At 61.3% G+C, this 13,251-nt stretch carries 13 protein-coding genes; 1 reads left to right on the forward strand and 12 read right to left on the reverse strand.

Going from position 1 to position 13,251, the window contains the following annotated elements; all coding sequences use genetic code 11:
- Positions 1–229: 229 nt before the first annotated feature.
- A complete protein-coding gene (gene crp / locus ACI512_RS00175; RefSeq protein ID WP_015886153.1) occupies positions 230–874 on the forward strand; it encodes a cAMP-activated global transcriptional regulator CRP in 645 nt (214 codons plus the stop codon).
- Here the strand turns inward: crp and ACI512_RS00180 are convergent.
- From ACI512_RS00180 to ACI512_RS00235, 12 genes are all read right to left on the reverse strand, one after another.
- Positions 871–1,566, reverse strand: a complete 696-nt coding sequence (locus ACI512_RS00180) for a lipoyl protein ligase domain-containing protein (protein ID WP_236379113.1) — start codon at positions 1,564–1,566, stop codon at positions 871–873. The genes crp and ACI512_RS00180 overlap by 4 nt on opposite strands.
- Before the next feature lie 161 nt (positions 1,567–1,727).
- Positions 1,728–2,564 (reverse strand): indole-3-glycerol phosphate synthase TrpC, encoded by an 837-nt coding sequence (gene trpC / locus ACI512_RS00185; RefSeq protein WP_015886155.1) that lies wholly within the window; start codon positions 2,562–2,564, stop codon positions 1,728–1,730.
- Positions 2,561–3,610 (reverse strand): anthranilate phosphoribosyltransferase, encoded by a 1,050-nt coding sequence (gene trpD / locus ACI512_RS00190; RefSeq protein WP_015886156.1) that lies wholly within the window; start codon positions 3,608–3,610, stop codon positions 2,561–2,563. The genes trpC and trpD overlap by 4 nt, the downstream gene beginning before the upstream one ends.
- Positions 3,611–3,619: 9 nt before the next feature.
- The gene (locus ACI512_RS00195) at positions 3,620–4,213 is read right to left on the reverse strand and encodes an aminodeoxychorismate/anthranilate synthase component II (protein ID WP_015886157.1); all 594 of its coding nucleotides are present in this window, start codon (positions 4,211–4,213) and stop codon (positions 3,620–3,622) included.
- Between the two features lie 10 nt (positions 4,214–4,223).
- Entirely contained in the window at positions 4,224–5,705 is a 1,482-nt protein-coding gene (gene trpE / locus ACI512_RS00200) for an anthranilate synthase component I (RefSeq protein ID WP_015886158.1), read from the reverse strand.
- Between the two features lie 70 nt (positions 5,706–5,775).
- On the reverse strand, positions 5,776–6,594 hold the full coding sequence (locus ACI512_RS00205; RefSeq protein ID WP_064054218.1) for a phosphoglycolate phosphatase: 819 nt from the start codon (positions 6,592–6,594) through the stop codon (positions 5,776–5,778).
- On the reverse strand, positions 6,591–7,265 hold the full coding sequence (gene rpe, locus ACI512_RS00210; RefSeq protein WP_236379111.1) for a ribulose-phosphate 3-epimerase: 675 nt from the start codon (positions 7,263–7,265) through the stop codon (positions 6,591–6,593). Before rpe ends, ACI512_RS00205 begins: the two co-directional genes overlap by 4 nt.
- An 84-nt stretch (positions 7,266–7,349) precedes the next feature.
- On the reverse strand, positions 7,350–8,498 hold the full coding sequence (locus ACI512_RS00215) for an iron-containing alcohol dehydrogenase (protein WP_046035019.1): 1,149 nt from the start codon (positions 8,496–8,498) through the stop codon (positions 7,350–7,352).
- Between the two features lie 155 nt (positions 8,499–8,653).
- Positions 8,654–9,478 (reverse strand): ABC transporter permease, encoded by an 825-nt coding sequence (locus ACI512_RS00220; RefSeq protein WP_015886162.1) that lies wholly within the window; start codon positions 9,476–9,478, stop codon positions 8,654–8,656.
- Positions 9,479–9,490: 12 nt separating this feature from the next.
- Positions 9,491–10,738, reverse strand: coding sequence for an ABC transporter permease (locus ACI512_RS00225; protein WP_236379101.1), 1,248 nt, complete (start codon positions 10,736–10,738; stop codon positions 9,491–9,493).
- Between the two features lie 131 nt (positions 10,739–10,869).
- Complete coding sequence (locus ACI512_RS00230) at positions 10,870–11,910, reverse strand: ABC transporter substrate-binding protein (protein ID WP_015886164.1); 1,041 nt, start codon at positions 11,908–11,910, stop codon at positions 10,870–10,872.
- Between the two features lie 43 nt (positions 11,911–11,953).
- Entirely contained in the window at positions 11,954–13,066 is a 1,113-nt protein-coding gene (locus ACI512_RS00235; protein ID WP_015886165.1) for an ABC transporter ATP-binding protein, read from the reverse strand.
- Between the last annotated feature and the right edge of the window lie 185 nt (positions 13,067–13,251).

Here is a 13,251-nt window from a genome sequence, read left to right on the forward strand (position 1 = left end):
TAAAAAAGGTCGCCAGCTTAGCACAGCGCTCGCTGGCGTCAGCGCTTGCGACAAAAGTGATCAATTGCAGGGGCTACGCGGAAAAATTGCCTAATCGAGACAGAATGTGTCTGTTAAGCTGGCGCCAAATCGATGGCGTATTGCCACCCTTTATACAGCGTGTATCAATGCCGATACCGATGAATACAACAACTCCAACTACCTCGCGCAGTCTTTTCGGGATACAACCATGGTTGCTCTTACTCCCATACCCAAGATCAAGAATCTCGACAAACTGCTGATGCATTGCCAGCGCCGTCGCCACCCGGCCAAGCACAACATCATCTGCGCCGGCGAACGTTCCGATACGCTGTACTTCATTATCAAAGGCTCGGTCACCATCCTGATTGAGGATGAAGACGGCCGTGAAATGATCATCGCCTACCTGAACACCGGGGACTTCTTTGGGGAACTGGGTCTGTTCGAACAAGCCGGCAAGGAACAGGAACGCAGCGCCTGGGTGCGGGCCAAGGTCGAGTGCGAAGTGGCCGAGATCAGCTATGCCAAATTCCGCGAGCTGGCCCAGCAGGATCCCGACATCCTCTACGCCCTCAGCGGCCAGATTGCCCAGCGGCTGCGCGACACCACGCGCAAGGTCGGCGACCTGGCATTCTTTGACGTCACAGGCCGCGTCGCCCGCTGCCTCTTGGACTTGTGCAAGCAACCTGACGCCATGACCCACCCCGATGGCATGCAGATCAAAGTCACACGCCAGGAAATCGGGCGTATTGTCGGCTGTTCACGGGAGATGGTCGGCCGCGTGCTCAAAGACTTGGAAGAACGCAACCTGGTGCACGTCAAAGGCAAGACGATGGTGGTGTTCGGTACCCGTTAAACCGGCAGGAAGCTGGCCAACATTTGACGGTACAAGGTATCCAGCCGGCTGATCGCATCCGGCGCCGGGAAGGCTTCGTGCAGGGCGATATGGCTGTCGGCACGCACCCGCTGGTCGAGACCGCAGGCTTCATTGAAGCGGTTGACCGCCGCAATCAGCGCTTCGCGATCGTTATCCAACAACAAAGCCCCGTGCACCAGCCCCACCGGGCGGCCACCACTTTGTCGCCAACGTTGAGCCGTACCGACCATTTTGCGGCCATTGAGGTTGACGTTGTAGCGACCGTCGCAAAACGCGCCATCGATTTCGCCGACGGAGGCATCGCCCCCCAGCTCGATCAAAAAATCGCAGATGGGCTGACACAGCCGCTGGTAACCGGTTTCGATGCGCCCCTGATCGCCTTCGCTGCGCGGCGGGGCGTAGACCAGGGCGATGTTGACCGTGGCACTCGATTGCGGCACTGGCTCACCGCCGGTTTCACGCAGCAACACCGGCCAGCCGGCGTCGGATGATACCTGGCTGGCGGTTTCGAACGCCGGTAGCCGACTCAGACGACGCGGCATCACCAACGCTTGATCGCTGGGTTGCCAGAACAGCAGGCCGAATTCCTGCTCGCCGGCGCACACAGCCGCCAGCAGCGCCTGCTCGGCAGCCAGGCCCGCTTCAACCGTCATCGACACCGGCTTGACCATCAAACACTTACCTATCTGAATAAACACAAAACCCAATGTGGAGGGGGCTTGCCCCCGATAGCTTTAGATCAGTCAGTACAGGTATTGACTGACACCCCGCTATCGGGAGCAAGCCCCCTCTCACATGCTCGATTGCATTTCAAATCTTGACCGTGTTCAAGTCAGTCTAATGTCGAACCACTGACCGCCACCCCACGCTCCGGGAAGAACAGGCGCTGCAGCTCCGCCCCCGGGTTTTCAGCGCGCATGAAGGTCTCGCCCACCAGGAACGAATACACGCCGCTGATTTCCATCAGTTCCACATCGGCACGGTTGACGATGCCACTCTCGGTAATCACCAGACGGTCACGCGGAATACGCGGCAGCAGGTCGAGGGTGTTTTCCAGGCTGACTTCGAAGGTGTGCAGGTTACGGTTGTTGACCCCCACCAGCGGTGTGTCGAGGGTTTTCAGGGCGCGTTCCAGCTCATCGCCATCGTGCACCTCCACCAGTACGTCCAGGCCGACGCTTTTGGCGACGGCAGCCAGTTCGGCCATCTTCACGTCATCCAACGCGGAAACGATCAACAGCACGCAGTCGGCGCCCAGGGCACGGGCTTCGACGATCTGGTACGGGTCAACCATGAAATCCTTGCGGATCACCGGCAACTTGCACGCAGCGCGGGCTTGCTGCAGGAACAGGTCGGAACCCTGGAAGTAGTCGATATCGGTCAGCACCGAGAGGCAGGTCGCCCCGCCCTTCTCATAGCTCTTGGCAATGTCTTCTGGAATGAAGATCTCGCGAATCACACCCTTGCTCGGCGAAGCTTTCTTGACCTCGGCAATGACCGCAGGCTGCTTGAGCTTGGCCTGGGCGATCAAGGCATTGGCAAAGCCACGCGGTGCATCAGCGACCTTCGCCTGGGCTTCAAGCTCGGCCAGGCTGACACGAGCGCGACGCTCGGCGACTTCTTCAGCTTTGCGGGCCAGGATTTTTTCCAGAACGGTCGGCACACTCATCCTTCATTCTCCATCTTGAATACTGCGGTGAATGCCCCGAGTTCTTCGAGCTTCTCGCGAGCCAGACCGGTGTGCAGTGCATCGTGGGCCAAGGCGACACCTTCCTTAAGACTATAGGCATGGTCCGCCGCATAAAGTGCCGCGCCAGCATTCAGAACAATCATCTCAGCAGCTTTTTGGCCGTTCTCGGTCTTGCGACGCCCCAACGCATCGCGAATCAACTCCAGGGACGCCGCCGGGCTTTCCACTGCCAAGCCATGCAAGCTCTGGCTCTTCATACCCAAATCTTCCGGTTCGACCCAGTATTCGGTGATTTGGTCGTTCTTCAGTTCCGCCACGAACGTCGGTGCCGCCAGGCTGAACTCGTCCAGGCCGTCTTTGGAATGCACCACCAGCACATGCTTGCTGCCCATACGCTGCAGCACTTCGGCCAAAGGCCGGCACAGCGCCTGGCTGAACACGCCTACCACCTGGTGCTTCACACCGGCCGGATTCGTAAGCGGGCCGAGCATGTTGAACAGGGTGCGCAGGCCGAGGTCCTTGCGTGGGCCGGCGGCATGCTTCATTGCACCATGATGGGATTGGGCAAACATGAAGCCGATGCCGACGTTATCAATGCAACGCGCCACTTGAACCGGGGTCAGGTTCAGGTAGATGCCCGCCGCTTCGAGCAAATCGGCACTGCCGCTCTTGCCAGACACCGCACGGTTACCGTGCTTGGCCACGGTGCAACCCGCCGCCGCAACAACAAAAGACGACGCCGTCGAGACGTTGAAGATGTTCGCACCGTCACCGCCGGTGCCGACCACGTCGACCACGCCGTCGAGGGTCTTGAGCTCAACCTTGTCCGCCAGCTCGCGCATGACCGATACCGCGCCGACGATCTCGTCGATGCTCTCGCTCTTCATGCGCATCGCCATCATGAACGCGCCGATCTGCGCATCGGTGCACTGACCGGTCATGATTTCGCGCATCACATCGCTCATTTCAGCGGTGCTCAGGTCCAGATGGCCGACGATACGGCTCAGGGCAGTCTTGATATCCATGGAAAGTCCTTAGCGCGTGCCGCCGCTCTGCTTGAGAAAGTTGGCGAACAGCTCGTAGCCCTGCTCGGTCAGGATCGACTCAGGGTGAAATTGCACCCCTTCGATATTCAGTGTCTTGTGGCGCAGGCCCATGATCTCATCGACCGAGCCGTCTTCCAGCTGGGTCCAAGCGGTGAGTTCCAGGCATTCCGGCAAGGTTTCGCGCTTGACCACCAGCGAGTGGTAGCGGGTCACCGTCACCGGCAGGTTGAGGCCATGAAACACGCCTAGATCATGATGGAACACCGGGCTGGTCTTGCCGTGCATCACCTGGCGCGCCCGCACCACGTCGCCGCCAAAGGCCTGGCCGATGGACTGGTGGCCCAGGCATACGCCCAGGATCGGCAGCTTGCCGGCGAAATACTTGATCGCCTCCAGCGAGACACCCGCCTCGGTCGGCGTGCACGGGCCTGGCGAAACCACGATGCGCTCCGGGTTCAGGGCAGCGATCTCGGCCACGGTCAGTTCATCGTTGCGCACCACCTTGACCTCGGCACCCAGCTCGCCCAGGTACTGCACAACGTTGTAAGTAAAGGAATCGTAGTTATCAATCATCAGCAACATGGGGGAAACCTCAAGAATTGGGGGTCTGTTCAGCCAGCGCAACGGCGCGGAACATCGCGCGGCGCTTGTTCAGGGTTTCTTCCCATTCGAGGGCCGGCACCGAGTCGGCGACAATCCCGCCACCGGCCTGCACATGCAGCTCCCCGTCCTTGATCACGGCCGTGCGGATCGCAATGGCCGTGTCCATGTTGCCGTTCCAGGCGAAATAGCCCACGGCACCGCCGTAGACACCGCGCTTGACCGGCTCCAGCTCGTCGATGATTTCCATCGCACGGATCTTCGGCGCACCCGACAAGGTGCCCGCCGGCAGAATCGCGCGCAGCGCGTCCATCGCCGTCAAGCCGGCTTTCAGCTCGCCGGTGACGTTGGACACAATGTGCATCACGTTGGAATACCGCTCGATCACCATCTTTTCGGTGAGCTTCACCGAACCGATTTCCGAGACTCGCCCGGTATCGTTACGACCCAGGTCGATGAGCATCAGGTGCTCGGCGATTTCCTTGTCGTCGCTCAGCAGGTCCTTTTCCAGCGCTAGGTCAGCCTCTTCGGTCGCACCCCGTGGGCGAGTACCGGCGATCGGGCGCACGGTGATCAGGTTGTCTTCGACGCGCACCAGCACTTCCGGCGAACTGCCCACCACGTGGAAGTCACCAAAGTTGAAGAAGTACATGTAGGGCGTCGGGTTGAAGCAGCGCAATGCGCGATACAGATCGATCGGCGCGGCCTTGAAGTCGATGGACATGCGTTGCGACGGCACCACCTGCATGCAGTCACCGGCGAGGATGTATTCCTTGATGGTGTCGACCGCACGCTCGTAGTCATCCTGGGTAAAGCTGGAGCGGAACACCGGGTCGGCCGCCGGCGGACGGCTGAGGTCCAGGCCGCGACGCGGGGTGATCGGCTGGCGCAGTTTTTCCATGAGGGCTTCGAGGCTGGCCAGGCCTTGCTCGAACGCGTCGACCTGGGACGGGTCAGCGAGCACAATCGCGTGCATCTTGCCGGCGAGGTTGTCGAACACCACCACCGCATCGGAGACCATCAACAGAATGTCCGGCACCCCCAGCGGATCCGGGTTCGGGCATTTGCCCAGGCGTTTTTCCACGTAGCGCACGCAGTCGTAGCCGAAGTAACCCACCAGGCCGCCGTTGAAGCGTGGCAGCCCAGCAATGGTCGGCACGTTGTAGCGCGCCTTGAACGCCTCGACGAACGCCAACGGGTCTTCGACATCGTGGCTTTCGATCTCGACGCCATCATGGCTAATGCTCACATGATGGTCGTGTACCCGCAGCACCGTGCGGCACGGCAGGCCGATGATCGAGTAACGGCCCCACTTCTCGCCGCCCTGGACCGACTCGAGCAGGTAGGAGTTGGGCTCGTCGGCCAGTTTCAGGTAGATCGACAACGGCGTGTCGAAGTCGGCCAGGGTTTCGCAGGCCAAGGGGATACGGTTATAGCCGGCAGCGGCCAAACGCAGGAATTCTTCGCGGGTCATGATATGCCTCGTGGCTTGAGGATCTAACAGTCAGGTATGCAAACGTGCCGCAGAGCGCGGCCAGGATCAGTCAGGCGCGCCAACGCCAGCGGGCCAGGGCCTTGATAACTTTCATCCAGAGTTTGCGAGTGACCACCACGATGGAATTTCCAGAAGGGGACGGATCGGTGTCGGGCAACGTTATCTCAGCGCCAGCTCCCAAGCAACCGGGGATTAGCAGGCGCAGGTCATCAATGACCATTGCCGGCGACTCTTCGGCAATCGGCCGGCCATGGTTATAGCCGTAACTGAGGGCTACACACTGCACACCCGCGGCCTTTGCCGCCTGCACATCACTGCGCGAATCGCCGACAAACAACGACTGCGAGGCCGGAATATTGGCCATTTTCATCACGAAAAAAAGCGCCGCCGGGTCCGGCTTTTTCTGCGGCAGGGTATCGCCACCGATGATCCAGCGGAAATAACGGCCGATTTTCATCTGATCCAACAGCGGTGCGACGAAGCGTTCCGGCTTGTTGGTGATCAGGGCCATTTCCACGCCTTGCTTGCTCAGCCACTTGAGGGTGTCGCGCACGCCCGGGTAGACCACGGTCAGTTCGTGGCCGTCTTCGTAGGCCGCGTTGAACAGTTCCAGGGCGTGCTCAGCCTCCACCTCATCCACGCCTTCGGCATCGATGTGATCGGCCAAGGCGCGGCGCACCAGCATCTGCACGCCGTTGCCAACCCATTCGCGCACCGACTCGACCCCGGCCGGCTTGCGCCCCAGCTTGAGCAGCATCTCGTCCACCGCCGCCGCCAGGTCGGGCACCGAGTCGATCAAGGTACCGTCAAGATCGAACATCACCAGCCGTGGCAATTTGCCGGGGAACAGCTGCTCAAAGCCGCTCATGGACGCGCCAGCGCCAGTTCGGCGCGCATCTTGTCGATGACCTCTTGGTAGTCCGGCGCATTGAAGATCGCCGAGCCGGCCACGAAAGTGTCGGCGCCCGCCGCGGCGATTTCGCGGATGTTGTTGACGTTGACCCCGCCGTCGATTTCCAGGCGGATGTCACGGCCCGAGGCGTCGATCAGCGCGCGGGCTTCGCGCAGCTTGTTCAGCGTACCAGGGATGAACTTCTGCCCGCCGAAGCCCGGGTTAACGCTCATCAGCAGGATCATGTCGACCTTGTCCATCACGTACTCAAGCACGCTCAGTGGAGTGGCCGGGTTGAACACCAGACCCGCCTTGCAGCCGCCTTCGCGGATCAGTTGCAGGGTGCGGTCGACGTGCAGCGAGGCTTCCGGGTGGAAGGTGATGTAGGTCGCGCCGGCGTCAACGAAGTCGCCGATGATGCGATCCACCGGGCTGACCATCAGGTGCGCATCGATCGGCGCAGTGATGCCGTACTTGCGCAACGCGGCGCATACCATCGGGCCGATGGTCAGGTTGGGTACGTAGTGGTTGTCCATGACATCGAAGTGCACGAAGTCGGCACCGGCGGCCAACACCTTGTCCACTTCATCACCCAGGCGGGCGAAGTCGGCGGAGAGAATCGATGGAGCAATGACGAAGGGCTGCATGACGCACCTTTTTTGAGCTAAATCACGATGGCGCGCATTGTATACCTCATGCTTTGCCGCGCGCACCGTGACCTGGCTCAATGGCTAGTACGCAGCCCGATAGATTTTCTCGATATCCGCCGCGCTGAGCTTGCGCGGATTGTTGCGCATCAACCGTTCAATGCCCGCCGCCTCCACGGCCATGGCGGGGATCGCGTCCTCGGGCACACCGAAACTGCGCAGGCCCGCCGGGATCTCCACTGCGGCACACAGTCGCGTCATCGCCTCGACAGCTTGGTCGGCGGCATCATTGACGCTCAAGCCGGCGACATTCACGCCCATGGCCTGCGCAATGTCCTGCATACGCTCCACACAGGCCAGCTTGTTCCAGTGCATCACATAGGGCAGCAACAGCGCGTTGCTCACGCCATGGGCAATATTGAAACGCCCACCCAGCGGGTACGCCAACGCATGCACCGCGCCCACCCCGGCATTCCCGAACGCCATACCGGCCATCAGGCTGGCGGTGGCCATATCGTCTCGCGCCTGCAGGTTCGCGGGGTTCGCGTAGGCCTTGGGCAACGCCTTGGCGATCAGCTTGATGGCGCCGATGGCCAGCGCGTCGGTGATCGGCGAAGCATTCAGCGACAGGTAGGATTCGATGGCATGCACCAGCGCATCCACGCCGCTGGCGGCGGTGACGCTGCGCGGGCAGGTCAGGGTCATTTGCGGGCTGATCAGCGCGACGTCTGGCAGCAGGTAGTCGCTGACAATGCCTTTTTTCAGCTGCGCGGCCTTATCGGAGAGGATCGCCACATTGGTCACTTCCGAGCCGGTGCCCGCCGTGGTCGGGATGGCAATCAGCGGCGGGCCCTTGCGCGGCACCTGGTCGACGCCGAACAAGTCCGCCAGCGCGCCGTGGTATCCGGCATAGGCGGCAACGCTTTTGGCGATATCGATGGCGCTGCCGCCGCCCAGGCCGATCAAGCCGTCATGCCCACCCTCGCGGTAGACACGCATGCAGTCCTCGACAATGGCGATTTCCGGGTCGGGCAGGACGCGGTCGAAAATCTCGTAGCTGCGTTCGCCCAAGTGCTCGAGTGCCAGCGCCACGGTGCCGGACTTGACCAGCGCGGCGTCGGTGACGATCAGCGGGTTGTCCACATCCAGGCGGGTGAGCTCAAAGGCCAGTTGTTCGATGGCGCCAGCGCCGGTGAGCAGTTTGTGGGCGATCTTGAATGAGGAGGTACTCATGTGCGCGGCCTCTTATCAGGGATGGGCTGGCACAAGAGTAGCTCGGAAAATGGGGTTGCCCAGCATTCACAGCCTGAATGGTTATTTCCAGGACAACACAACACCAATGTGGGAGGGGGCTTGCCCCCTCCCACACTTGAATCTCCAGCAGGCCGTTAGACCGCCGCAGTACGCAGCTTCTCACTGCGGCCACGCAACCATTCCAGGGTCAGCAACAACAGCACCGAGAAAGCAATCAACAAGGTCGCCGCCGCCGCAATCGTCGGGCTGAGGTTTTCGCGGATGCCGCTGAACATCTGGCGCGGCAGGGTCGCTTGCTCCGGGCCGGCGAGGAACAGCGTCACCACCACTTCATCGAACGACGTGGCGAAGGCAAACAACGCCCCGGAAATCACGCCTGGCGCAATCAACGGCAAGGTCACCCGGCGAAATGCAGTCAACGGCGATGCGCCAAGACTGGCCGCCGCCCGCACCAGATTGTGGTTGAAGCCCTGCAAGGTCGCCGACACGGTGATGATCACAAACGGCACGCCCAGCACCGCATGCACCACGATCAACGAGAAAAAGCTGTTGCCCAGGCCCAGCGGTGCAAAGAACAGGTAACTGGCCACGCCAATGATCACCACCGGCACCACCATCGGCGAAATCACCAGCGCCATGACCAACGCCTTGCCGGGGAAATTACCGCGCGTCAGGCCGATCGCCGCCAGGGTGCCGAACACCATGGCCAGCACCGTGGCCGCCGGGGCGACGATGATGCTGTTCTTCAGCGCACGCATCCATTCGGCGGAGGCGAAGAAGTCCTGGTACCAGTGCAGCGAAAAACCTTGCAGCGGGTACACCAGGAAACTGCCGCTGTTGAACGACAGCGGAATGATCACCAGCACGGGCAATATCAGGAACAACAGGATCAAGCCGCAGAGGATCCGCAAGCTGTAGAACCACACCCGCTCAACGGGCGACATATAAGGGCTCAGCATCGCAGGGTCTCCTTAGCTCAGGCGCAGGCGGCTGGCGCCCACCAGCCGGTTGTAGATCAGGTACAGCACCACGGTCGCCAGCAGCAGCAAGCCGCCCAACGCCGTCGCCATGCCCCAGTTGATACTGGTGTTGGTGTAGAACGCCACGAAGTAGCTGACCATCTGGTCGTTCGGGCTGCCCAGCAGGGCCGGGGTGATGTAGTAACCAATTGCCAGGATGAACACCAGCAGGCAACCGGCGCCCACTCCGGCGTAGGTCTGCGGGAAATACACGCGCCAGAAGCTGGCGAACGGGTGACAACCCAGGGAAATCGCGGCGCGCATGTAGGTCGGCGAGATGCCTTTCATCACGCTGTAGATCGGCAGAATCATGAACGGCAGCAGGATGTGCACCATGGAGATGTAGACACCGGTACGGTTGAACACCAGTTCCACCGGTTTGTCGATCAGTCCCAAGCTCATCATTGCGCTGTTGATCAGGCCGCCGGACTGCAGCAACACAATCCACGCGGCTACCCGCACCAGGATCGAGGTCCAGAACGGCAGCAACACGAGAATCATCAACAGATTGCTTTTGCGCGCCGGCAGGTTGGCCAGCAGGTACGCCAGGGGATAGGCCAGCAGCAGGCAGATAGCCGTGATCACCAGGCCCATCCAGAAAGTGCGGGCAAAAATGTCCAGGTAGATCGCCTGGTCTGGCGTGGCCGGCGCTACTTCGCCGAGGTCGTCGATGCGGTGATCGACAGCCGCCAGCAGGTAGAACGGTGTCAGGCTGCTGGTATTGCGCCGGATCGCCTGCCAGTAGGCCGGGTCGCCCCAGCGTTCGTCGAGGTTTTCCAACGCTTCCTTATAAGAGGCAGGCGCTTCACTGAACGGCAGCGTCCGCGCGGTTTTGGTCAGCAGGCTGCGGTAGCCGGCCAGTTCCATGTTCAGGCGTTTGGACAGATCGCCCAGGGTCTGGTTTTTACGCGCTTCGCCCAGGTCTTCACTGAGGGCCTGGTACACCGGCTCGCCCGGCAAGCCACGACCGTCCCAGGCCGTCACCGCCACCACGGTGCGCGGCAGACCGCCCACCACTTCCGGGTTGCCCACGCTTTTGTAGAGCAGCGCAACGATCGGCACCAGGAACACCAGCAGCAAAAACAGCACCAGCGGCGCAATCAATGCCTGGGCCTTCCAGCGATTAAGCCGCTCGGCGCGCGCCAGGCGCTGCTTGAGGGTGGGGCTGTTGACCTCGTTCGAGGGAACGGCGATGGCCATGGCTGACTCCGGATCTTAAAGATAAATACAGATCCCCTGTGGGAGGGGGCTTGCCCCCGATGGCGGTGTATCAGTTGATAAATAGGCTGACTGACACTCCGCTATCGGGGGCAAGCCCCCTCCCACATGGGTTACTTGGCAGCCCAGGAATTGAAGCGCTGCTCCAGCTGCTCACCGTTGTCCGCCCAGAAGCTCACATCGATCTGCACCTGGTTGGCGATGTTTTCCGGGGTGGTCGGCATGTCCTTGAGGATGTCCTTGGCCAGCAACGGGACGGCTTGGGTATTGGCTGGGCCGTAGGCGATGTTTTCCGAGTAGGTCTTCTGCTGCTGCGGCTGCACCGAGAAGGCGATGAATTTCTTCGCCGCTTCCGCACGATCCTTGGCCAGGCCTTTAGGAATGGCCCACGCGTCGAAGTCGTAGATACCGCCGTTCCATACCACTTTCAGGTTGCTTTCTTTCTGCACGGCGGCAATGCGGCCGTTGTAGGCCGAGCTCATCACCACGTCACCCGAGGCCAGGTACTGCGGCGGTTGTGCGCCGGCTTCCCACCACTGGATCGACGGCTTGAGTTCATCGAGTTTCTTGAATGCGCGGTCCTGGCCATCTTTGCCGGCCAGCACTTTGTATACGTCCTTCGGCGCTACGCCGTCGGCCATCAAGGCGAATTCCAGGGTGTACTTGGCGCCTTTGCGCAAACCGCGCTTGCCCGGGAATTTCTTGGTGTCCCAGAAATCCGCCCAACTGGTCGGCGCGGACGCCAACTTATCGGCGTTGTAGGCCAGCACCGTCGACCATACGAAGAAGCCCACGCCGCACGGCTGGATCGCGCCCTTCACGTAATCGGCAGCGTTGCCGAACAGTTTCGGGTCCAGCGGCTCGAACATGTCTTCGTCGCAGCCACGGGACAGTTCCGGCGACTCCACCTCCACCAGGTCCCAGGACACGCTCTTGGTGTCGACCATTGCTTTCACCTTGGCCATTTCGCCGTTGTACTCGCCGGCGACGATCTTGCCGTTGCCCGCGCTTTCCCACGGTGCGTAGAAGGCTTTGACCTGAGCCGCCTTGTTCGCGCCACCGAAGGACACGACGGTCAGGTCCGGGCCGGCCATGGCCTGTGTCGCGCCCATCAAACTCAATGCCAGGACGGAATACTTCAAGGAACTCAACATTGTTGTTCTCTCCACGTGCAGGGTTGGTGAAGCCATGGGGCGATCAATTCGCCTCTAGAAGTGGGTCGAGTGCGCGAACGTGCTCGACTTGCCAGCCAATCGGTACCACGTCGCCGACCGCCAGGGCTGGGTCCAGCTCGGCAATCGGTTGTTTCACAAAAAAATCGGCCTTGCCGCAGACTTCCAGGCGCACGCGCACGTGGTCGCCCAGGTAGATGAATTCCGCCACCCGCCCGGAGAAGCGGTTGACGCAGCTTTCGCTGGAGCCATTGAGGCTCACACGTTCCGGACGCACCGAAAGCGTTACCGGGCCACCGACCTGGCCGACGTTCACGGCCAGCGCCTCGACTTTCTCGCCGCGCGCCAGCTCGACGACACAGCGGTCGCCGGTGTGGCTGTGCAGGCGGCCATTGAGACGGTTGTTTTCACCGATGAAGTTGGCGACGAAGGTGTTCTTGGGTTCTTCGTACAACGTGCGCGGTGCGGCGATCTGTTGGATCTCGCCCTGGTGGAACACTGCCACCCGGTCGGACATGGTCAGCGCTTCGCCCTGGTCGTGGGTCACATACACCACGGTTACGCCGAGGCGCTGATGCAGGTGCTTGATCTCCATCTGCATGTGTTCGCGCAGTTGCTTGTCGAGGGCGCCGAGGGGTTCGTCCATCAGCACCAGCTGCGGTTCGAACACCAACGCTCGGGCCAGCGCCACACGCTGTTGCTGGCCGCCGGACAGTTGCGCCGGGTAGCGTTGGGCGAACGCGTCGAGCTGGACCATGCTCAGCACGCGTTTGACCCGCTCGCTGATATCGGTCTTGCTCAGGCCACGCACAGAGAGGGGAAACCCCAGGTTTTCGGCCACGGTCATGTGCGGGAACAGCGCGTAGTTCTGGAACACCATGCCGATGTCGCGCTTGTGCGGCGGTACGTTGTTGATGGAGCGCCCGGCCAGCTGGATTTCACCGGCGGTCGGCGTTTCAAAGCCGGCGAGCATCATCAGGCTGGTGGTCTTGCCCGAACCGGAAGGCCCGAGCAGGGTAAGGAACTCGCCCTTGCGAATCTCCAGGTTGAGGTCTTTGACGATCAGGTTCTCGCCGTCGTAGCTCTTCTGCACGCCACGAAAGCTGACCAGCACATCATTTGTATCCACCTCGCTCATACCCGCACCTTTGTATTTTGGACTGCTGTGGAACAAGCGTAGTCCAGGCACGAGCCCCCGGAAATCGGGGGCCAGGAGAGAATGGCATCAGCCGGATGGAAGGTTCGGGGTAGGGATCGCCCTACACGGATGGCGGGGATAGAACAGTGCCGCAGCGCCCTGCGCCAGCCATCAGCTCAGCGCCG

Origin of the sequence: Pseudomonas petroselini (genome assembly GCF_045037875.1) — a bacterium.
Taxonomy (GTDB): Bacteria; Pseudomonadota; Gammaproteobacteria; order Pseudomonadales; family Pseudomonadaceae; genus Aquipseudomonas; species Aquipseudomonas petroselini.